The organism is Kribbella kalugense (genome assembly GCF_004365875.1).
In the GTDB taxonomy this organism is placed as follows: domain Bacteria; phylum Actinomycetota; class Actinomycetes; order Propionibacteriales; family Kribbellaceae; genus Kribbella; species Kribbella kalugense.
Window position 1 is genome coordinate 1,131,470 of the sequence record NZ_SODF01000001.1, and the last position, 20,285, is coordinate 1,151,754.

At 68.2% G+C, this 20,285-nt stretch carries 20 protein-coding genes and 1 pseudogene; 12 read left to right on the plus strand and 9 right to left on the minus strand.

Annotated elements, in window-relative coordinates; all coding sequences use genetic code 11:
• Window positions 1-145: 145 nt before the first annotated feature.
• The 7 genes from gap to EV650_RS05270 all read left to right on the plus strand — a co-directional run bounded on the left by gap (window position 146) and on the right by EV650_RS05270 (window position 5,780).
• The gene (gene gap / locus EV650_RS05240; protein ID WP_134115879.1) at window positions 146-1,153 is read left to right on the plus strand and encodes a type I glyceraldehyde-3-phosphate dehydrogenase; all 1,008 of its coding nucleotides are present in this window, start codon (window positions 146-148) and stop codon (window positions 1,151-1,153) included.
• Window positions 1,154-1,244: 91 nt separating this feature from the next.
• On the plus strand, window positions 1,245-2,438 hold the full coding sequence (locus EV650_RS05245) for a phosphoglycerate kinase (protein ID WP_134119901.1): 1,194 nt from the start codon (window positions 1,245-1,247) through the stop codon (window positions 2,436-2,438).
• Window positions 2,439-2,443: 5 nt separating this feature from the next.
• Entirely contained in the window at window positions 2,444-3,250 is an 807-nt protein-coding gene (tpiA, locus tag EV650_RS05250) for a triose-phosphate isomerase (RefSeq protein ID WP_134115881.1), read from the plus strand.
• A complete protein-coding gene (secG, locus tag EV650_RS05255; protein WP_134115883.1) occupies window positions 3,247-3,480 on the plus strand; it encodes a preprotein translocase subunit SecG in 234 nt (77 codons plus the stop codon). Before tpiA ends, secG begins: the two co-directional genes overlap by 4 nt.
• 14 nt (window positions 3,481-3,494) lie before the next feature.
• Window positions 3,495-3,854, plus strand: coding sequence for an RNA polymerase-binding protein RbpA (locus EV650_RS05260; protein ID WP_134115885.1), 360 nt, complete (start codon window positions 3,495-3,497; stop codon window positions 3,852-3,854).
• Between the two features lie 86 nt (window positions 3,855-3,940).
• A complete protein-coding gene (locus tag EV650_RS05265; RefSeq protein WP_134115887.1) occupies window positions 3,941-4,915 on the plus strand; it encodes an SMP-30/gluconolactonase/LRE family protein in 975 nt (324 codons plus the stop codon).
• Between the two features lie 10 nt (window positions 4,916-4,925).
• Window positions 4,926-5,780 carry an LLM class flavin-dependent oxidoreductase gene (locus tag EV650_RS05270; protein ID WP_134115889.1) on the plus strand — a complete coding sequence of 285 codons (855 nt, stop codon included), beginning with the start codon at window positions 4,926-4,928 and terminating at the stop codon, window positions 5,778-5,780.
• Here EV650_RS05270 and EV650_RS05275 read toward each other — a convergent pair.
• Window positions 5,761-6,249 carry a DUF6328 family protein gene (locus EV650_RS05275; protein ID WP_238174027.1) on the minus strand — a complete coding sequence of 163 codons (489 nt, stop codon included), beginning with the start codon at window positions 6,247-6,249 and terminating at the stop codon, window positions 5,761-5,763. The two genes, EV650_RS05270 and EV650_RS05275, sit on opposite strands and share 20 nt — an antisense overlap.
• 109 nt (window positions 6,250-6,358) lie before the next feature.
• Complete coding sequence (locus EV650_RS05280) at window positions 6,359-6,568, minus strand: cold-shock protein (protein WP_134115893.1); 210 nt, start codon at window positions 6,566-6,568, stop codon at window positions 6,359-6,361.
• A 414-nt stretch (window positions 6,569-6,982) separates the two neighbouring features.
• Between EV650_RS05280 and EV650_RS40920 the strand changes: the two genes are divergently transcribed.
• Entirely contained in the window at window positions 6,983-7,288 is a 306-nt protein-coding gene (locus tag EV650_RS40920) for a protealysin inhibitor emfourin (protein ID WP_134115895.1), read from the plus strand.
• Window positions 7,289-7,380: 92 nt separating this feature from the next.
• Here the strand turns inward: EV650_RS40920 and EV650_RS05290 are convergent.
• Window positions 7,381-8,712, minus strand: a pseudogene (locus tag EV650_RS05290) (beta-N-acetylhexosaminidase); the annotation flags it as partial.
• Window positions 8,675-9,922 carry an MFS transporter gene (locus EV650_RS05295; protein ID WP_134115899.1) on the minus strand — a complete coding sequence of 416 codons (1,248 nt, stop codon included), beginning with the start codon at window positions 9,920-9,922 and terminating at the stop codon, window positions 8,675-8,677. The pseudogene EV650_RS05290 and the gene EV650_RS05295, both read right to left, overlap by 38 nt.
• A gap of 51 nt (window positions 9,923-9,973) precedes the next feature.
• Between EV650_RS05295 and EV650_RS05300 the strand changes: the two genes are divergently transcribed.
• Together EV650_RS05300 and EV650_RS05305 are read left to right on the plus strand one after the other, a co-directional pair.
• Window positions 9,974-10,648 (plus strand): CGNR zinc finger domain-containing protein, encoded by a 675-nt coding sequence (locus EV650_RS05300; RefSeq protein ID WP_134115901.1) that lies wholly within the window; start codon window positions 9,974-9,976, stop codon window positions 10,646-10,648.
• Between the two features lie 180 nt (window positions 10,649-10,828).
• The gene (locus tag EV650_RS05305; RefSeq protein WP_134115902.1) at window positions 10,829-11,245 is read left to right on the plus strand and encodes a VOC family protein; all 417 of its coding nucleotides are present in this window, start codon (window positions 10,829-10,831) and stop codon (window positions 11,243-11,245) included.
• 42 nt (window positions 11,246-11,287) lie between these two features.
• Here the strand turns inward: EV650_RS05305 and EV650_RS05310 are convergent, their stop codons facing one another.
• A complete protein-coding gene (locus EV650_RS05310; protein ID WP_134115904.1) occupies window positions 11,288-12,034 on the minus strand; it encodes a phytanoyl-CoA dioxygenase family protein in 747 nt (248 codons plus the stop codon).
• Window positions 12,035-12,104: 70 nt separating this feature from the next.
• On the opposite strand from EV650_RS05310, the gene EV650_RS05315 reads away from it, so the two are divergent.
• A complete protein-coding gene (locus EV650_RS05315; RefSeq protein ID WP_134115906.1) occupies window positions 12,105-12,923 on the plus strand; it encodes a helix-turn-helix transcriptional regulator in 819 nt (272 codons plus the stop codon).
• Here the strand turns inward: EV650_RS05315 and EV650_RS05320 are convergent.
• Window positions 12,920-13,765 carry a DinB family protein gene (locus EV650_RS05320; RefSeq protein WP_134115909.1) on the minus strand — a complete coding sequence of 282 codons (846 nt, stop codon included), beginning with the start codon at window positions 13,763-13,765 and terminating at the stop codon, window positions 12,920-12,922. The genes EV650_RS05315 and EV650_RS05320 overlap by 4 nt on opposite strands.
• Window positions 13,766-13,828: 63 nt before the next feature.
• Between EV650_RS05320 and EV650_RS05325 the strand changes: the two genes are divergently transcribed.
• Window positions 13,829-14,770 (plus strand): helix-turn-helix transcriptional regulator, encoded by a 942-nt coding sequence (locus EV650_RS05325; RefSeq protein WP_238174028.1) that lies wholly within the window; start codon window positions 13,829-13,831, stop codon window positions 14,768-14,770.
• On the opposite strand, the gene hrpA is transcribed toward EV650_RS05325, so the two are convergent.
• The 3 genes from hrpA to EV650_RS05340 form a co-directional block, all read right to left on the minus strand.
• On the minus strand, window positions 14,767-18,882 hold the full coding sequence (gene hrpA, locus EV650_RS05330) for an ATP-dependent RNA helicase HrpA (RefSeq protein ID WP_238174029.1): 4,116 nt from the start codon (window positions 18,880-18,882) through the stop codon (window positions 14,767-14,769). The genes EV650_RS05325 and hrpA overlap by 4 nt on opposite strands.
• Before the next feature lie 43 nt (window positions 18,883-18,925).
• The gene (locus EV650_RS05335; protein WP_134115911.1) at window positions 18,926-19,792 is read right to left on the minus strand and encodes a TIGR03619 family F420-dependent LLM class oxidoreductase; all 867 of its coding nucleotides are present in this window, start codon (window positions 19,790-19,792) and stop codon (window positions 18,926-18,928) included.
• A gap of 79 nt (window positions 19,793-19,871) precedes the next feature.
• On the minus strand, window positions 19,872-20,276 hold the full coding sequence (locus tag EV650_RS05340; RefSeq protein ID WP_134115913.1) for a universal stress protein: 405 nt from the start codon (window positions 20,274-20,276) through the stop codon (window positions 19,872-19,874).
• Window positions 20,277-20,285 lie beyond the last annotated feature (9 nt).

Consider the following 20,285-nt stretch of genomic DNA (forward strand, 5'->3'; position numbering starts at 1 on the left):
TGTGCGTGCGGTGGTCTGTTCGGGGAGCTACTGATCAGTCAGGGTGGTCTGATGTGGACGCTACCAGTTGGCCAGGTGGGCTGTTGGGCTAATGTTCGGGCTGTAGCGGCAGTGCTCGAAAGCTAGTTTGAGGAGACGCAGTCCCGTGACCGTACGCGTAGGTATCAACGGCTTCGGCCGGATCGGCCGTAACTTCTTCCGCGCCGCGCAGGCGTCCGGTGCCGACATCGAGGTCGTCGCCGTCAACGACTTGACCGACAATCAGACCCTCGCTCACCTGCTGAAGTACGACTCGATTCTGGGCCGCTTCCCGGGCGAGGTCTCCGCGACCGACGACGAGATCACCGTCTCGGGCCACAGCTTCAAGGCGTTCGCCGAGCGCGACCCCGCGAACCTGAAGTGGTCCGACGTCGGCGCCGACGTGGTGATCGAGTCCACCGGCTTCTTCACCGATGCCACCAAGGCCAAGACCCACGCCGACAACGGCGCCAAGAAGGTCATCATCTCCGCCCCGGCGAAGAACGAGGACCTGACCGTGGTGATGGGCGTCAACCACCAGCTGTACGACGCCGACAAGCACACCGTGATCTCGAACGCGTCGTGCACCACCAACTGCATCGCCCCGCTGGCCAAGGTCCTGAACGACGCGTTCACGATCGAGCGTGGTCTGATGACCACGATCCACGCGTACACCCAGGACCAGAACCTGCAGGACGGTCCGCACAAGGACCTGCGCCGCGCCCGCGCCGCCGCGCTGAACATCGTGCCGACCTCGACCGGCGCCGCGAAGGCGATCGGCCTGGTGCTGCCGGAGCTCAAGGGCAAGCTGGACGGCTTCGCGCTGCGCGTACCGGTCCCGACCGGCTCGGCCACCGACCTGACCGTCACGGTCGGCCGCGACGTCACCGTGGACGAGGTCAAGGAGGCCTACAAGGCCGCCGCGGCCGAGGGCTCGCTGAAGGGCTACCTGACCTACACCGAGGACGAGATCGTCTCGACCGACATCGTCACCGACCCGGCCTCCTGCATCTTCGACTCGGGCCTGACCAAGGTGATCGGCAACCAGGTCAAGGTCGTCGGCTGGTACGACAACGAGTGGGGTTACTCGAACCGCCTCGTCGACCTGGTCAACTACGTCGGCGCCTCGCTCTGACGCTCCCACCGCTTGCGTCCGAAGAGAGCCTGGTGCTTCTTCGGGCGCAAGCTCGTTCATCTGAGGAAGCTGAACTGTGAAGACCATCGCTCTGTCAACTATTGGTGGCCTCGGCGACCTGGCCGGCCGGCGGGTGCTGGTCCGGTCCGATCTGAACGTGCCGATCAAGGACGGCGTGATCGGCGACGACGGGCGGATCCGGGCCTCGCTGCCGACGCTGATCAAGCTGGCCAAGGCCGGCGCCAAGGTGATCGTCACCGCGCACCTCGGCCGTCCCAAGGGCGAGCCGAACCCGGCGTACACGCTGGCCCCGGTGGCCACGCGGCTCGGTGAGCTGCTGCAGCCCGAGGGCATCACCGTGCGCTTCGCGACCGACGTCACCGGCGAGAGCGCGCAGGAGGCGGTGCAGGAGCTGGACGAGGGTGAGGTCCTGCTGCTGGAGAACGTGCGGTACGACCCGCGCGAGGAGAGCAAGGACAACACGCAGCGCGAGGCGCTCGCCGAAGAGCTGGCGGCCCTCGCCGACGTCTTCGTCAGCGACGGCTTCGGTGTCGTGCACCGCAAGCAAGCCAGTGTGTACGACGTCGCGCGCAAGCTGCCGCACGCCGCCGGTGGGCTGGTGCTCGCCGAGGTTGAGGTGCTCAAGAAGCTGACCGAGGACCCGGCCCGCCCGTACGTCGTCGTGCTCGGCGGCGCGAAGGTGTCGGACAAGCTTGCGGTGATCGACAACCTGCTGGCCAAGGCTGACAAGCTGCTGATCGGCGGCGGCATGGTCTTCACGTTCCTGAAGGCGCAGGGCCATGAGGTCGGCAAGAGCCTGCTCGAGGAAGACCAGCTGGACGTCGTCCGCGGTTATCTGAAGGAGGGCGCAGACAAGATCGTGCTGCCCACCGACATCGTGGTCGCGCCCGAGTTCAAGGCCGACTCCCCGGCGACCGTCGTCGCCGCGGACGCGATCCCGGCCGACCAGCTCGGCCTCGACATCGGTCCGGAGTCCGGCAAGGCCTTCGCGGCCGAGATCGCCGGCGCCAGGACCGTGTTCTGGAACGGTCCGATGGGTGTGTTCGAGATGGCCGCGTTCGCCGCTGGAACCAAGGCCGTCGCGCAGGCGTTGACAGAGGTGGACGGGCTGAGCGTCGTCGGTGGCGGTGACTCCGCGGCCGCCGTACGGCAGCTAGGCTTCGCCGACGACCAGTTCGGGCACATCTCCACCGGTGGTGGCGCGTCGCTCGAATACCTCGAGGGCAAAGAGCTCCCGGGTCTCGCAGTACTGGAAGAGGACTGACTCTGATGGCAGATGCTGCCCGTACGCCGTTGATGGCGGGCAACTGGAAGATGAACCTCAACCATGTCGAGGCCGTGCACCTGCTGCAGAAGCTGTCGTGGACGCTGCAGGACAAGAAGCACGACTTCGAGCGGGTCGAGGTCGCGGTGCTGCCGCCGTTCACCGACATCCGCAGCGTGCAGACGCTGGTCGACGGTGACCGGATGAAGATCAAGTACGGCGCGCAGGACGTCTCGACGCACGACGCCGGCGCGTACACCGGCGAGATCTCGGCCGCGATGCTGTCCAAGCTGGGCTGCACCTACGTGCTCACCGGTCACTCCGAGCGCCGGCAGTACCACAACGAGACCGACGAGCTCGTCAACGCCAAGACTGCCAAGGCGCTCGAGGCCGGGCTGATCCCGATCGTCTGTGTCGGCGAGGGCCTGGAGGTCCGGAAGGCCGAGGGCCACGTCGCGCACTGCCTGGCTCAGGTCGACGCCGCGCTGGCCGGTCTCAAGCCGGAGGACGTCCGCAAGCTGGTCATCGCGTACGAGCCGGTCTGGGCGATCGGCACCGGCGAGGTGGCCACCCCAGAGGACGCACAGGAGGTGATCTCCGCGATCCGGGGCCGGATCGAGGAGTCGATCTCACCCTCGGTCGCCGACTCGGTACGGATTCTTTACGGCGGATCGGTGAAGATGGCCAGTGCAGGTGGCATCATGGCCCAACCGGATGTCGACGGCTGCCTGGTCGGAGGCGCGAGCCTTCAGGTGGACGAGTTCGCCGGCATCTGCCGTTACCTGGACCTTCAGTTAGGCTACTCCTCGTGATTCTCGCTTTCTCGATCGTAGTGATCGTCTGCAGCCTGTTCCTGACGCTGCTGGTACTGCTGCACAAAGGCCGCGGTGGCGGCCTCTCGGACCTGTTCGGTGGCGGTGTGTCGTCCAGCCTGGGCGGCTCCTCGGTGGCCGAGCGCAACCTGGACCGGATCACGATCGGTGTCGGTCTGGTCTGGTTCGCGGCCATCGTCGCGGTCGGCCTGCTCTACAAGCTCGGCTGAGGGAGTAGGTTCCCGTGGCTGGTGGTGGCAGTGCGATTCGTGGCAGCCGGGTCGGTGCCGGGCCGATGGGCGAGGCGGAGCGCGGCGACACCGCGCCCCGGCAGCGCATCGTCTTCTTCTGTGCGAACGGGCATGAGACCGCGACCTGGTTCGCGGTCGAGGCGGCCATCCCGGAGGAGTGGGACTGTCCGCGGTGCGGTCTGCCGACCAGCACCGATGTGAACAACCCGCCCCCGCCGCCGAAGATCGAGCCTTACAAGACGCACCTGGCCTATGTGAAGGAGCGCCGCTCCGAGCAGGAGGCCCAGGAGATTCTCGAGGAAGCCCTCGCGAAGCTGCGTGCCCGCCGCGCCCGCGGCGAAGTGATCTTCTAGGTACGACGCGATCGGCCCGGACCCACCTGGTCCGGGCCGCTCCCGTTCCCCCCACGACCGGGGGTGTGCACGCTAAGGTCTGCGGCATGAAATCGTCGATCGCGCCCGTTCGCTGGACTCCGCCGCCCGCGCCGCCGGCGCGCCAACCGGACGCCGTCGACGTCGAGGTGATCGCGCTGCCGGGCGCTGGTCCCGAGGACACCCTGATCGACGCCGACGGCAGCGTCCTGACCGGGTTGTACGACGGCCGGATCCTGCGTGTCAGCGCGGACGGCAAGACGATCAGCACACTCGCGGACACCGGCGGCCGGCCGCTCGGGCTGGAGTGGCTGCCGGACGGCAAGGTGCTGATCTGCGACGCGAACCGCGGTCTGCTGACGCTCGATCAGGACAACCGGATCGCGACGCTGCTGTCCGAGATCAACGGCCGCCCGATGCGGTTCTGCAACAACGCGGACGTCACCGAGGACGGCACGATCTACTTCACCGACTCGTCGACCCGGTTCGGCATCGACGAGTGGATGGCCGACCTGCTCGAGCATTCCGCCACCGGCAGCGTGTACCGACGTACCCCGGACGGAGAGCTCACCCGGCTCGCGACCGGACGGGCCTTCCCGAACGGCGTGGCGCTCAGCAACGACCGTCGTACCCTCTTCTGGGCCGAGACGGCGACGTACGGCCTGTACAAGCTCGACCTGACGGCCGACGGCGCCGAGCCCGTGCAGATCGCCTCGATCCCTGGACTGCCGGACAACATCGCGCGCGGGTCCGACGGACTCATCTGGGTCGCGGTCGGCTCGCCGCGCAACGCCCTACTTGACCTCCTGCTGCCCAAGCCGCCGGTGTTCCGCAAGGTTGTCTGGTCGTTGCCGGACGCCCTGAAACCGAAGGCCGCGGACATCATCGAGATCCAGGCGTACGACGAGGACGGGAAGCTGGTCCACGACCTCCGGGCCAAGCACCCCGGGTTCCACATGCCGACCGGGGTTCGTGAGCGGGACGGGAAGGTGTGGCTGGGCAGTATCGGGACCAGTTCTTTGGCCACCTTCCCGACGCCGTAGGCTCGCGAGCATGCGTTTCGGGATTGCGATCCTGCCGGAGTACCGCTGGCGTGACGCCGCGCGGCGCTGGCGGCAGGCGGAGGAGCTCGGCTTCGACCATGCGTGGACCTACGACCACCTGACCTGGAGCGGCCTCCAGGACTCACCGTGGTACGGGACGACGCCCACCCTGACGGCGGCGGCACTGGTCACGTCGACGATCAAGCTCGGCACGTTCGTGACGTCGCCGAACTTCCGGCATCCGTTGGCGTTGACCCGCGACATCCTCGCGATCGACGACATCTCCGACGGCCGCTTCCTCTGCGGGATCGGCGCCGGCGGCAGCCTGGACGCGACCATCCAGGGCGGGCCGGAGCTGACGCCACGGCAGCGGCAGGACCGGTACGAGGAGTTCGTGAAGCTCCTGGACACGCTGCTGACGACCGACGGCGTCGACTTCAAGGGCGAGTACTTCGAGACGCGCAACGGCCGCACGCTGCCCGGCTGCATCCAGCAACCGCGAGTCCCGTTCATCCTGGCCGGCAACGGCCCGCGGTCGTTGCGGTTCGCGGCCGAGCACGGCGACGGCTGGATGACCACCGGCGTCGACAAGACGAACCTCGACACCTGGTTCGCGTCCCTCGCCGACCTCAGCAAGCGCCTCGACGACCTGCTCGAGGGCCGCCACCTCGACCGCTACCTGTCCATGGACAATGCCCAGTACGCCCTCGCCGGCCCGGCCGCCTTCGAGGAGATCGCCGGCCGTGCAGCCGCCCTGGGCTTCACCGACCTCATCACCCACTGGCCACGCGCCGAGGGCGTGTACGCCGGCTCCGAGGACGTCCTGCAGCAGATCGCGACCGAGGTCATTCCTCGTCTGCGTTAGTACGGCGGACCCACGCGGGGACGACGTACCAGAGGACGGCGAACACGAGCAGCACGATGGCGACGACGCTGATCGCGACCGGGCGGGGGAGTATGACGTCCGCGGCGAGCAGGACGCCGCCGGCGATGGCGACGACCAGGAAGAGCATGCCGCCGATGGTCATCCGGTTGGCGATCGGGAGCATGCGGTCGCGGAGCTTGCGGCGGTAGACGAGCCGGTGGAACGACACCGGGGCCAGGAACAGTCCGACGGCCAGTGCGGACGCGATCAAGGTGACGGCGTACACGTCGTGGGTAAACCCGTCGGCGTCCTGGAAGCGGTTCTGGAATGCGATGCTGAGCAGGAAGGCGAACAGGATCTGCGTACCGGTCTGGGCCAGCCGGAGTTCCTGCAGGAGTTCGTTCCACTGACGGTCCAGCCGTTCGCCGGCGTCCTCGTCCGGGCGGCCGTACGGCGGGTTGTCGGTCACGGATCCATTGTTCGTCATCGCGTCCGGGATTGGCGCAAGGACCAACGCGAAAGGGCCGCACACCTGGTGGTGTGCGGCCCTTTCGGTGTCGTGCTGGAAGGGGTGAACCTCAGGTTCCGATCGCGCGGATGTTCTCCGCCTGCAGACCCTTCTGGCCCTGGGTGATCTCGAACTCCACCCGCTGGTTCTCGTCCAGCGAACGGAAGCCCGACATCTGGATGGCCGAGTAGTGCGCGAACACGTCCGCACCACCGTCATCCGGCGTGATGAAGCCGAAGCCCTTGTCAGCGTTGAACCACTTGACAGTACCGACAGCCATTTGTCTATCTCCTCGATGGCTTGTAACAAACCGTGACCCACACCTCATGAATCACGTGTCGCGAAAGGCCCCAGACGACAGACCGGCCATGCAGCACAGCAAAAGTCAGGGAGTCCAAAACTGCAACGGCATAACTGTAGCCGTTCTGCGGCCTGATGGTAGAGGTGACCACAAACACGTGTCGCTGATTGTCGCGGCCCGTTACTCTCCGTGCCCGCCGGATTCTGGGCCGTCCGGAGCCGTTCCGGAGCCCGAAATCCTGCGCCGACCTGCTCGTTCGCGCCCCGCCGATGGGTCCGGGACGATGGCAACGTAGGACAAGCCCCGGTACGCCGGGTGATGGCGCAAGATTCTGATCAAAGCTCTCGGCGTGTCGCGCGGGTGTGAGCAAGCACTGGAACCAATGGAGGCAGCGTGATCGTCAAGGTGACCCGCAGCGGGGGATTCGCCGGCCTGACCCGGCAGGGCGAGCTGGACACCAGCGCCCAGGCCGATGCCGATCAGCTCGAGGCCGCGGTGCATGCGTTGGGCAACAAGGACCTCGGGTCCGGCCGGCCGCAGCCGGACCGGTACGTCTACCGGCTGGAGGTGCGCGACGCCCCGGACAAGGACGTCGCGCACCAGCACACCGTGGCCGAGCAGGACGTGGACGAGACCACGGCCTGGCTGCTCGACCGGGTCCTCAGTTCCTGGCGCCAGTCGATCTCCGGCGCCCGGTAGAAGTTGACCCCGAGCACCTCCCAGCGCGGCCCCTGCTCGGCCAGCCGCTCGCGGTACGCCGACCAGTCGAGCGCGGACTCCGCCGACCAGCCAAGCTCAGCGATCCCGGGCAACCGCGGGAACACCAGGTACTCGATCTTGCTCACGTCGTCGACCGTCTCGGTCCACAGCGGCGCCTCGACGCCGTCGATCGCGCTCGCCGGTACGTCGGGGACCAGCGTGGCCGGATTCCAGTTGTACGACTGCTCCACGCTGATCAGGCCGGCCCAGTCGAGGCCCAGCTCGGTGTTGGCGTCGTACTTCATGTCCAGGTACGCACGGTTGGCGGGGGAGAGCACCAGCGTCGCGCCCTGCTCCACCGCCTTCTGCGCCAGCACCTGAGCCTTCGGGTCCTCGGTGCCCCAGTACTGCACCACAGTGCCGGCAGGCAGCGGTCCGTCGGCGATCTCGTGCCACCCCATCACCCGCTTGCCGTGCTTCACGACCAGCTCGGCCGCCTTGGGCACGAAGGCGAGGTACTCCGAGTGCGGTGTCGAGTGGGCCTCGTCTCCACCGAGGTGCAGGAGCTCACCGGGCGTCTGCTCGGCCACCTCCCGGAACACGTCGTCGAGGAACTCGTACGTGACGTCCTTGTCGATGGCGAACGAGCTGAAACCAACCTCGGTCTCCGTGTAGAGGTCCGGCGCCTGGTCGCCCTTGTTCAGCTCGGGGTACGACGCCAGCGCGGCGTTGGTGTGGCCCGGTGTGTCGATCTCCGGGACCACGGTGATGTACCGATCGGCGGCGTACTGCACCAACTCGGCGTACTCCGCCTTGCTGTACGAACCACCGTCCGCACCACCGACCTGCTTGCTGCCGCCGTACACCGTGAGGTTGGGCCAGGAGTCCACCTGGATCCGCCAGCCCTGGTCGTCGGACAGGTGCAGGTGCAGGCGGTTGACCTTGTACAGCGAGATCAGGTCGATGACGCGCTTGACCTGGTCGACGGTGAAGAAGTGCCGGGAGACGTCGAGCATCATGCCGCGGTAGCCGTACCGCGGGGAGTCGGAGATCGTCGTACCCGCGATCTCCCACGGGCCGTCCTGCGCGCTGTCGGCGTCGGCCTTGGCGGGCAGGAGCTGGCGGAGCGTGGTGACACCGCGGAACAGTCCCTCGGCGGTGTACGCCGTGATGCTGACGCCGGATGCGTCCGCGCGGAGTTCGTAGCCTTCGGCACCTAATGAGTCGGGGCCGCTCGTCGACAGCGTGATCGTGCCGGCGCCTTCCTGGACCGGCAATGCGAAACCGGTCGAGGTCCGGAGCTGGGCCGCGAACCGGTCGGCGATCGGCTGGGCAGAAGGATCGTCGAGTCCGATGGTGGCGTCGGACGGCAACGTGAAGGTCTCGTCAGGGAGCGCCTGCTGCGCGGTGGGCTGCGGGATCATGATCGGAAGTGTTGGCGGGCTCCAACAATTCGTCAAGAGCTTTCAAAACTTCGCGGCGCCGCCGGGTCAGCAAAGGCTCGGACAGCATCACCAGAAACGCGGCCGCGGTCAGCAGACCGCCGACGAGGGCCACGCTGCGCACGGTGGTGGCATCGATCAGGGCGCCACCGACGAACGCGCCGGCGGCGATGCCGACGTTGAACGCCGAGCTGGTCCCGGCCGAGGCGATATCGGTGCTGCCTGGGGCGATCTGGAGCGTGCGGCTCTGCACGGCGACCGCTAGCCCGCTGAACGACAGCCCGATGACCGCGATCAGCAGGACGGTCGCCACCTTGAGAGTGCCGAACGCATACAGCCCGAACAGCCCGGCGGTGATCAGCCCGAGAGGCGCGACCACAGCTCCGAAGGGGAACCGGTCGAGCAGCCGGCCGACGATCAGCGTGCCGGCGAGTCCGCCCACGCCGCTGGCAAGCAGCATCGGACCGAGCGCGTCGGACGAGAATCCGGTGATGTCCAGCAGGAACGGCGTGACATAGGTGTTGTAGGTCAGGAAGCCGGTCACCCCGACCGCGCAAGCGATCAGCAGGACGACGTACCGGCGGAGGTCGGGGGAGCTGCCTCGACGTGCCGGGCTGTCCTGGATCTCGGTGTGCGGCAGCAGCGTCATGACGCCGATGCAGGCGGCGGCGCCGAGACCGGCGGCCACGACGAACGGCACTCGCCAGCCTGCCTGCTCACCGAGCCACGTGCCCAGTGGGATCCCGAGGATCGGCGCCAGTGCGGTGCCGATCGCGAGCCGGGCGACCACCCGGCCGCGGCGCTCCGGCGGGAACAGGCTGGTCGCGATCGGCGGCGCGATCGACCAGAACAAGGCCTGCGAGAGCGCGATCACCAGTCGCCCGGCGAACAACACCTCGTACGACGGGGCGGCCGCGGAGAGCGCGGTCGCGACGGTGAGGACTCCGAGTGTGCCGCCGAGGACGAGGCGGCGGGGGAGGTGGTGGGTCAGCCGGGCCAGTGGAATGGACGCGAGCACGACGACGACGGCGTACCCGGTGACGAGGAGGCCGACCTGCGAGCGTGACCGGCCGAGGTCGTCGGCCATCACGGTCAGCAGACCGATCGGCAGCACCTCGATGGTGACGAACGTGAAGGTCGAGACGCCGAGGAACACCAGCGCTGCGGTGGCCCGGCGGGTGGAGAGCTGCATGCGTCACCTTGTGATCCCGGTAAACATTCTGATGGTGGTAGCGTCTCATCTATGGCCGACAGTTCTCATGCGGAATTTCGCATCGTGGGCGGACACCCAGCTGTCGACCTGGTGAACACTGTGAGTCCCCGCGTGCGGGGTGGCTCGGTCGAGCACGATTACCTGACCTCGCCGGCCGACCTGCTGGCCTGGAGCCGCCGGATCGAGCTGATCGATCTCCGCGACTACAGCGCGATCGAGGGCACCTGGCGGTCCTCGCCGGAGCTGGCCGTGAAGGCGCTCGGAGCGACGCTGGAGATCCGCGAGGCGACGTACGACGTACTGGCGCCGCACGCGGCAGCGGCCGTGGTCGCGAAGGACGGAGTCAAGCGCAGCCAGGGATCCGCCTTCGAGCGCTTGATGTTGCGCTGGTCGGCGGCGGCCGCGCGGTCGATGCTGATTCCGACCGCGAACCGGGAGCGCGGGGTGGCCGACCTGGTGGTCGGGACCTCGCCGGCGCAGCTGATTCCGGATCGGCTGGTGGTGGCCGCGGTCGAGCTGGTGCGGACGGTCGAGTTGCGGCAGTTGCGGGCCTGTCCGGTCGACGACGGCGGCTGTGGCTGGCTGTTCCTGGACCGCAGCCGGAACGGCTCTCGGCGCTGGTGCGCGATGGAGGACTGCGGGACGCAGGCGAAGATCCGCAAGCTCGGCGAGCGGCGACGCGCTACCGCTGTACACCCCGTTTAGTGGTAGCGCGAACGAACCTTCACTGTCAGCGATCGGCTCACAGGTCGAGAACGCGTGTCGAAAGGTGCGAACTGTCCCCCGAACCTGTCATCGTAGGCGGCCGGGCCTTCTGACCAGACGGGCCTGGCCGGTCCTGCCCCGAACCGGGAGCAGGCTGACGAAACAGAATGTGGAGGACAGATGACGCAGGTGGCAGAGCAGCCGGGCAGTACTGCCGGGCGGCTCGGCTCGGTGGTGCTGGATTGCCCGGACCCACTCGAGCTCGCCCAGTTCTACTCGGCGCTGCTGGGGCTGGACATCGACGAGAACGGTGACGACGACTGGCGGAGCCTGACCGGCCCCGGCTCGTCGCTCGGCCGCTCGACGCTGGCCTTCCGGCGCTCGGAGCAGTACGTGCCGGCCACGTGGCCCGGCACCGAAGCGCAGGATCTCCATCTCGACCTGATCGTCGAGGACCTCTCCAGCGGTCACGCCACCGTGGTTGCCCTCGGTGCCGAGCCGCTCGACCCACTGGACCCGCCGCCCGCCGAGAACGCCCGCGGCTGGCGGATCTACGCAGACCCGGCCGGCCACCCGTTCCGGATCTGCCTCGAGTAACCCGTCGAAGGCCCGCCCCAGCCGGGGCGGGCCTTCGCATGTTCAGGCCCAGGCGCTGCTGCCGGTGAACGGGAAGTGCTGCCCCTCGTCGTACGTCGGCCGCGGCTGGTAGCTGTTCACGCCCGGCTCGCCGCGCAGGTGGAAGGCGCTCGGGTACGGCGTCTCCGGATCGGTGATCCTGGTGGACGTCGGGATGTAGCGGATCGTCAGTCCGCAGCGCCGGTTCGGGGACGTGTTCGCGTTGCTGCCGTGGACGATGTTCGGGTGATGGACCTCGACATCGCCCGGTGCGAGCACCATGTCCACCGCGTGCGCCTCGTCCACCTCCACTGCGATCTCCTGACCGAGGACGTTCTCGATCTCGGTGTTGTCGCGCATCCCGGCCACCCCGGACCGATGGCTTCCCGGGACGACCCGGACGCACCCGTTCTCCGGCGTCGAGTGGTCGACCGCCAGCCAGAGCGTCACCACCTCCATCGGATCCAGCGGCCAGAACGCGGCGTCCTGATGCCAGAGCACCGCCTGCCCGGAGTACGGCGGCTTGGAGATGTAGTGGGAGGCGAACAGCGCGATGTCCGGTCCGACGAACTGCTGCGCGATGTCGACCAACCGGTCGTCGCTCACCAGTCGCAACCAGAACGGGTCGTCGCGCAGGTACACATGCCCGAGTTGCTCGGGCCGTACGTCGGGATGCCGGGCCTGCAGCCACTCGACATGATCGTTCACTTCCTTGATCAGGTCCTGGTCGATGACGTCGCGGAAGATGACGTAGCCGTCTGTTTCGAACATGTCTTCAGAGTGCGGTCGCGACGCGTCGGCGTACTAGCAGCGGTCTGACCAGAATTTGTACTGTGTTGACGTGGATCAGATCCTGCGGTTCGAGACGCACGCGTTCGGACGGCCGTATCACGCGGCCCGGGTGCGGATCCCGGCTCGGGCTCGGGACACGGAATTGCACACGCATGCGGACTTCCACGAGTTCATGGGAGTCGTGTCGGGAAGCGGCGAACATCTGCTGACGACGGGCGTCTCGTCGCTTCAAGCCGGCGACGTCGTACTGGTCCGGCCGAGCGACCGGCACGCGGTCCGCGGCTCGGCGCCCGACGGCCTCGAGTTCGTCAACATCGCCTTCCCGAGCTCGATCTGGCAAGGGTTCCTCGACCTGACCCGGACCGCGACCTGGTCGTCCCGCGGTCCGATCAGCTTCCACCAACCGGCCGCAGTACCCGTCTTCGAGCACGCCCTCGATCGATTCCAGGACAGCCCGACAACTTACGACCTGCTGCGCTTCTGGATCGACCTGCTCGACCTGCTCAAACCCGGTGACGCTGGAGGTCCCGGCGTACCGGATTGGCTCGCGAAGGCCTGTACGGCGATGCGCGCAGAGGACAACCTCCGCGGCGGAGTACCTCGTCTGCTCGAGCTGGCCGGCGTCAGCGCCGCCCACCTGTCCCGCTCGATGCGCGCGGCGTACGACGTCACGCCCACCGCCTTCGTCACCGACCTCCGGCTCGAACACGCCGCATCATTGCTAGCGGCAACCAACACCCCGATCGCCACCATCGCCGACCGCTGCGGGTTCACCAGTCAGTCCTACTTCACCCGCACTTTCACCGCCGCCCACGAGCTCCCGCCCCGCGACTTCCGCCGTCGCTCCCAACGCGCGTTCGTGCCCTAGAGCTGTTCCAGGTACGCGGCAGCTTCGTCCTGCTTGAACCACTTCGCCCAGCCGAGTACGTCGGCCTCGAACCGCGGGTCCTTCGCCGACAGGTCCGCGCCGTGCTCGACCAGGAACCGCAGCGTGTCGAGCGAGCCGGTCCCCGCCGCCAGGTGCGCAGCGGTCCTGCCCTCTGCTGTGCGCTCATTGACGCCGAAGCCCAGCTCGGCGAGCTTCGGGACGACCTCCCATCGCTGCGCCGCCGCCGCTTCGGCGAGGAGGGCCGGGCGCTCCGCAGGCGTCAGTTCGCCGGCGAGGGCGGCCGCGAACGGATCATCGGGGTGCACGCCTCGGTAGAAGTCGCGAACAGTGCCGACCTCGGCTCCGTGGTGGATGAGTTCGTCCAGGATGTGCAGGGCGAACGAGGCGCCGTCGTGGTCGGCGTACAGGCCGGCGGGCTCGCCCATCGGCTGGTCGAGGTCGTCCTGACTGAGCGACGCGAGCCGCCGGCGCCACACGTCGTACGAGTGATCGAGCGCTGCCAGCGCGGCCTCAGCCGACTCCGGTACCGGGGGCTGGCCGTCGTCGGCCGCAACCTCGTGGCCGAACCAGGTCGCGGTGCGATCCTCCTGCAGGATGTCGACGATGTGGGTGATCCGCCAGGCGAGGGTGGTGAACGGCGGCGGCTCCGGCGGGATCCAGGCCCAGTCGGCGACGTACCCCGCATCTGTCTTCCGGATCGTCCAGCAGCCGTCGAACGGCTCCCAGAAGTATTCGTCGTCGGTGATCCCCGCGACACGTCCACGGAGGCGTTGCCAGGCGAAGTCGGACAGGTCCAGCAGGTTCTGCAGCGTCGTGGTCATGAAGTCACCGTAGAGCGACCTGCGGACAGGATCGGTCCGCAGGTCGAGGCAGAATGGAAACTGATGGATACCGCGGCCCGTTTGCTCCGCTTGCTGTCGTTGCTCCAGTCGCGCCCGCAGTGGGACGGCACCGAGCTGGCGGCGAGGCTCGCCGTCACGCCCCGGACTGTACGGCGTGACGTGACCCGACTGAGGTCACTCGGGTACCCGGTCGAGGCCGAGGCCGGCATCGGTGGTGGGTACCGCCTCGGTCCGGGCGGCCGCCTACCACCGCTGCTGCTCGACGACGAGGAGGCGGTGGCGATCGCGGTCGGCCTGCGGGTCGCGACGACCACGACCGTGTCAGGTGTCGAGGAGGCGGCGATCTCGGCGCTGGCCAAGCTCCATCAGGTCCTGCCGACCCGGCTGCAGGAACGGGTCGCGGACATCGGTGCGCACACCACGCAGTTGCCGCAGGGTGAGCTGCCGCAGGTCGACGGCGAGGTGCTGGTCACGCTGGCCGCCGGTTGCCGTCACGTCGAAGGGATCCGCTTCCGCTACCGCACCCATGACGGCGCCGAGTCAGAGCGCAGCGTCGAGCCGTTGCAGATCGTGCACACCGGTCGCCGCTGGTACCTCGTCGCCCGCGACCGGGACCGCCAGGCCTGGCGTACCTTCCGCGTCGACCGCATCACCCAGCCCGTGCTCACCGGCTCCCGCTACCGCTTCGAGGACCCGCCCGACCCGGTCGCACTGGTTGCCGAGGGCACCGGAGTGGCGCCGTGGGACATCGTCGCCCGGGTCCGCGTGCACGCCGACGCCGAGACGGTCGCCCGGATGATTCCGCCGAGCCAAGGCGTGGTCGATCCCATCGACGCGAACACCTGCGAGGTCCGTTTCGCCGCCAACGAGCTCGGACCCCTCGTCTCAGGCGTCATCCGCCTCTACTGGCCGTTCGAGATCCTCGACCCACCCGAACTCCGCACCGCCGTCCACAGACACGCCCGCAGGCTGCTCGAGTCCTAGCTGTCCGCCAGCGCCTTGCGGATGCGCTTCTCTGAGACCGGGTACGGCGTGCCGATGGTCTGGGCGAAGAGGCTGATGCGGAGTTCTTCGAGCATCCAGCGGACGTCGAGGAGCTCGGGGCTGGGGTACTTACCGGTGGGCACAGCACGAAGGTGCTTCTGGTACTCGTCGGTCAGGGTCTGGACGATGGCCATTCCGGACCGGTCGCGAGCTGCGTTCGCACTGAGCTTGTCGAGGCGCTGCTCCATGCCGCGGAGGTAGCGGAGCAGATCCGGGAGCCGCTTGGCGCCGGCTTCGGTGATGAAGCCGGGGTGGACCAGGGCTTCGAGCTGACCGCGGACGTCGGACAACGCCACGATCAGGGCCGGGCTCGACGCGCGGGAGATGAGCTTGTCCACGGTCCGCGCCTGCGTCAGTACCTGCTCGACCTGCTGCAAGATCGTCAGGACCGTGTCCGCGAGCTCCGACCGTACGGCGTCGCGCAGGATGGAGAACGCGGTCAGGTTCCAAGCCGGCCCACCAGCGGCCGCCATCAGCTGATCGATGGCCGCGGCGATCGCGTCGTCGAGCAACTCACCGACGTTGCGATGCGGACCCGCCATCAACGTCATCTTCTGCTGATTACTCAGGTGCCGCTGTACGAGGTCGATCACCGACGGCATCGTGAGCAGCAGAAGCTTCCGCGTACCCGCCCACATCGCGGCGGCCTGGTCGCGCTCGGTCTCCTGCAGCCGGATCGCGACGCTCTTGCCCTCGTCGACGAGCGCTGGGTAGCCCGCGACGGTCAGGCCGTTGCGGTGTTCGGAGAAGCTGCGCGGCAGGTCGCCGAAGGTCCAGTCGGTCAGGCCGGCCTTCTCGAGCCCGCTGACCGCCTTGGATGCGACCTGCGAGATCGCCGCCGTCGTCTTCGGCTTCAGCTTCTCCTTCAGCCGGGCGAGATCCTTGCTCTCAGCAACAGTCTTGCCCTTGTCGTCCTCCACCCGGAACGTCATCCGCAGATGCTCCGGCACCCGGGTCCAGTCCCAGTCGGCCGGCTCGATCACGACACCGCGCAGTTCTCGCAGCGCGCGAGCCATCGCGTCGGTGAGCGGACCGGACGCCGGGTCGAGCTGGGGGAGGATCTGCCGCGCGTGGTCCGGAGCGGGCACGATGTTGCGCCGGATCGTCTTCGGCAAGGACTTGATCAGCGTGGTGACCAGATCCTCGCGGAAACCGGGCACGCTCCACTCGAACCCGTCCGCCGTGACCTGGTTGAGTACGAGCAACGGGATGTGCACAGTCACACCGTCGGCGTCCGTACCCGGCTCGAAGGCGTACGTGAGATCGAAGGTCATCCCGTTCTGCGTCCAGAGCAGCGGGAACTCTTCCTCCCTGATCTCCGCGCCGTCGCGGACCACGAGCGACCGCTCGAAGTCGAGCAGGTCGGCGTCGCGCTGCCGGGCCTTCTTCCACCAGGTGTCGAAGTGCGCGCCGGTGACGACCTCGGAGCCGATGCGTTCGTCGTAGAAGGCGAACAGCGTCTCGTCGTCGACCAGCAGATCGCGGCGCCGGGTGCGTTCCTCCAGCTCCTCGACCTCCTCGATCAACTTGCGGTTCTCGTGGAAGAACTTGTGGTGGGTGTCCCAGTCGCCCTCGACCAGCGCGTGCCGGATGAACAGCTCGCGCGACACCTCCGGGTCGACCTTCCCGTAGTTCACCTTGCGCCGGGCAACGATCGGTACGCCGTACAGCGTGACCTTCTCGTACGCCATCACGGCACCGGCCTTGCGTTCCCAGTGCGGCTCGGAATACGACCGCTTGATCAGGTGCGGGGCGAGGTCCTCGGCCCACTCGGGCTCGATCTTCGCGTTCACCCGCGCCCAGAGCCGCGAGGTTTCGACGAGCTCGGCGGCCATCACGAACTGCGGCGGCTTCTTGAACAGCCCCGAGCCCGGGAAGATCGCGAACCTCGTCCCGCGAGCGCCGATGTACTGGTGCTGGTTCGCCGGATCCTTCATGCCGAGGTGGCTCAGCAGACCGGACATCAGCGAGAGGTGCACGCTCTGCGGATCGGCCGGCTCACCGCTGTTGAGCCGTACGCCGATCTGGGCGGCGACCTGGCGAAGCTGCGCGTAGATGTCCTGCCACTCGCGGACGCGGAGATAGTTCAGGTACTCGCTGCGGCACATCCGGCGAAACTGGTTGCCGGACAGCTCCTTCTGCTGCTTCTTCAGATATCCCCAGAGGTTCAGGTATCCGAGGAAGTCGCTGTTCGGATCGCGGAACCGGGCGTGCGCCTGCTGGGCCTGCGCCTCGGCGTCGGTCGGGCGCTCCCGCGGGTCCTGGATGGAAAGCGCGGCGGCGATGACCATCACCTCGCGGACGCACGCGTTCTTGTCTGCCTCGACGATCATCCGGGCCAGCCGCGGGTCGAGCGGGACCTGGGCGAGCTGGCGGCCGATCGGGGTCAGCCTGCGGTGCCGCTCGGACGCCTTCGCGGGCTCGATTGCGCCGAGCTCGGTGAGGAGCTGGAGGCCGTCGGTGATGCTGCGCTTGTCCGGCTCGTCGATGAACGGGAACGCCGCGATGTCGCCGAGCCCGATCGCGGTCATCTGCAGGATGACGGACGCGAGGTTGGTGCGGAGGATCTCCGGGTCGGTGAATTCGGACCGGCTCTCGAAGTCCTCTTCGGAGTACAGCCGGATGCAGATGCCGTCGCTGGTCCGGCCGCTGCGGCCCTTGCGCTGGTTGGCGCTGGCCTGCGAGACGCGCTCGATCGGCAGGTGCTGGACCTTGGTGCGATGGCTGTACCGCGAGATTCGCGCAGTACCCGGGTCGATGACGTACTTGATACCGGGGACGGTCAGCGAGGTCTCGGCGACGTTGGTCGCGAGGACGATCCGCCGGTTCGAGTGCGACTGGAAGACGCGATGCTGCTCGGCGTTAGAGAGCCTCGCGTACAGCGGCAGGATCTCGGTGGTCTGACGGTCGTTGCGGAACTTGTCGTTCAGCGCGTCGGCGGTGTCGCGGATCTCTCGCTCACCGGACAGGAAGACCAGTACGTCGCCGTCCGCCTCGTACGCGAGCTCGTCGACGGCGTCCAGGATCGCCTGGGTCTGGTCGCGGTCGATCGTGGCCGGGTCCTCGGGGTCGTTGACCGGGCGGTACCGCACCTCGACCGGGTAGGTCCGGCCGGACACCTCGACGATCGGCGCCGGCTTGCCCTGGGCGTCGGAGAAATGGGCGGCGAACCGCTCCGGGTCGATCGTCGCCGAAGTGATGATCACCTTGAGGTCGGGCCGGCGGGGGAGCAGCCGCTTCAGGTAGCCGAGGATGAAGTCGATGTTCAGGCTGCGCTCGTGCGCCTCGTCGATGATGAGCGTGTCGTACCTGGTCAGGTCGCGGTCGCGCTGCAGCTCGTTCAGCAGGATGCCGTCGGTCATCAGCTTGACCAGAGAGCGCTCGCTGACCTTGTCGGTGAACCGGACGGCGAAGCCGATCGTCTCGCCCAGCTCGGTGCCGAGCTCCTCCGCGATCCGCTCCGCGACGGTGCGCGCTGCGAGCCGACGGGGCTGGGTGTGCCCGATCATCCCGCGTACGCCGCGACCGAGCTCGAGACAAATCTTCGGGATCTGGGTGGTCTTGCCGGACCCGGTCTCACCGGCGACGACCACGACCTGGTTGTCCCGGATCGCGGCGGCGATCTCGTCCTTGAGCTGGCTGACCGGCAACTCTTCCGGGTACGTGATCTCCGGTACGGCGTCCCGTCGTACCTCGACCCGCTGCTCGGCCTGCTCGATCGCCCGGACCACACCCTGGAGCGCCTGCTCCCGCTTCCCGGCTTCCTTGGTGGTCCGAACCCGCTCCAGCCGCTTGCCGAGCTGCTCCCGGTCGTACACCGTCAGGTCGTCGAGCCGAGCGACCGCCTCGGCCAGGCTCAACCCACCGTCGGCCGGCGGCGTGCTGGACGACGCGAGGCGCTCAGCAGACTCGCCCGACGCGGCGGCCGTTCGGGCCGGGTCGTTACCCGCCGGATTCGGCTTGCGCCGCCGGCGGCGCGGACGGTGGGTGGCGGTTGGCTCCGGGGAGGGAACTGGGGAAGGACTCGGGGACTCGGTCCGGGCATCAGGCATAACCAGTCCAGTTTAGGCGCCCAACCCCAGCTGCTCACCCGGATTACCAGAGGCGCCCGGCCAGCGTCTTCAACGCGGCGATCTGGTCGGGGATCGGGGTGCCGACGAGGTTGAGGTCCCAGTCGACCCTCGTGATGCCTTCGTCGGCGGCGTGCTCGAGGTCGTCGAGGATCATGGCAGGGGTGAAACCCACCGGATCCTGCTGCATCGGATGCGGTTTCATCGGCCCGGCGCGAAGGACGATCGGCCCGGACCCGCCGGCCTCGTGGTACCAGCCGATTGCCGCGCGGGTGGACTCCCAGTCGCGATGCGCGAGGGTCAGGCCGTCGGCGATCCGGGCAGCCCGTTCGATCGCGGGCTGCGCGACACCACCGCCGTACAGCGTCAGGGGTGCGACCGGCTTGGGCCCGAGTGTCGCCATCGGGACGGTGTAATGCGCACCGGTGAACTCGACCGGATCAGGACCCCAGCACGCCCGCAGTACGGCGACCGACTCCTCGAACGCCGCGACCCGTCCACGCGCGGGCACGCCGGCGGCGACGAACTCCTCCGGCAGCCAACCGAGCGCGATGCCCAGATCCATCCGCCCGCCGGACAGCTGATCGATCGTCGCCACCCGCCGCGCGAGCACGACCGGTTGCTGAAACAACGGCATGAGTACGGCGGTGTGCAGCCGCACCCGCTCGGTCCGCGCGGCGACGTACGTCAGCGTCTCCAAGGCGTCGTACGCCGCCTCCGTCGGCAACCCGGCGTGGTTCACCCAATCGGGCGCCGCCGGAACGAGTAGCCGCTCGAAAACCGAGACGGCCGCGAATCCGAGCTCGTCGGCAGTGGTCGCGAGCTCGACGACCGCATCCGGCCCGCGCAGCCCGACCACCGGGAGCCCGACGCCAACCTCGGGATATGACATCCGCAGTTCCTTCCGCTCCCGGGCACCCCGAAGGTGCCGCGTTCACCCGTGGGTCGGAGCGGTCGGCAGGTTCTTGCGGTCAGTCGTGCGGCGACGGGACCTTGACCGCGAGGACCGGGACCGGGGACTCGAGGAGCACGCGCTGGGCGGTGCTTCCGAGGATGAGTTTGCCGACCGGGCTGCGGCGGCGGAGGCCGAGGACGATCAGGCCGACGTCTTCGGCGGCGGCTGCTTTGAGAAGTTCGCCGGCGACGTCGCCCTCGGAGACGGCCTGATGGATGGTCACCTCGACGCCTTGCTCACGCAGCTTGGCCTCGGCGGCGGCCAACTCGTCGGCATTCGCGTACCGGGCGTCGATGTAGGAGTCGCCGCGACTGGTGTTCAGCAGCAGGATCGAGGCTCCGCGCAGCTCGGCCTCGGCCGCCGCCGCGGTCAGTGCGGCCTCACCTTCGGGCGTTGGTACGTATCCGACGAGAATCTTCACGGCACCCAC

Bases quoted from the DNA above. Each gene is read 5' to 3' on its own strand.
- tpiA (WP_134115881.1), top strand. From the start codon at position 2,444: ATGGCAGATGCTGCCCGTACGCCGTTGATGGCGGGCAACTGGAAGATG.
- EV650_RS05265 (WP_134115887.1), top strand. From the start codon at position 3,941: ATGAAATCGTCGATCGCGCCCGTTCGCTGGACTCCGCCGCCCGCGCCG.
- EV650_RS05270 (WP_134115889.1), top strand. From the start codon at position 4,926: ATGCGTTTCGGGATTGCGATCCTGCCGGAGTACCGCTGGCGTGACGCC.
- EV650_RS05280 (WP_134115893.1), bottom strand. From the start codon at position 6,568: ATGGCTGTCGGTACTGTCAAGTGGTTCAACGCTGACAAGGGCTTCGGC.
- EV650_RS05295 (WP_134115899.1), bottom strand. From the start codon at position 9,922: ATGCAGCTCTCCACCCGCCGGGCCACCGCAGCGCTGGTGTTCCTCGGC.
- EV650_RS05300 (WP_134115901.1), top strand. From the start codon at position 9,974: ATGGCCGACAGTTCTCATGCGGAATTTCGCATCGTGGGCGGACACCCA.
- EV650_RS05305 (WP_134115902.1), top strand. From the start codon at position 10,829: ATGACGCAGGTGGCAGAGCAGCCGGGCAGTACTGCCGGGCGGCTCGGC.
- EV650_RS05310 (WP_134115904.1), bottom strand. From the start codon at position 12,034: ATGTTCGAAACAGACGGCTACGTCATCTTCCGCGACGTCATCGACCAG.
- EV650_RS05320 (WP_134115909.1), bottom strand. From the start codon at position 13,765: ATGACCACGACGCTGCAGAACCTGCTGGACCTGTCCGACTTCGCCTGG.
- EV650_RS05325 (WP_238174028.1), top strand. From the start codon at position 13,829: ATGGATACCGCGGCCCGTTTGCTCCGCTTGCTGTCGTTGCTCCAGTCG.
- hrpA (WP_238174029.1), bottom strand. From the start codon at position 18,882: ATGCCTGATGCCCGGACCGAGTCCCCGAGTCCTTCCCCAGTTCCCTCC.
- EV650_RS05335 (WP_134115911.1), bottom strand. From the start codon at position 19,792: ATGTCATATCCCGAGGTTGGCGTCGGGCTCCCGGTGGTCGGGCTGCGC.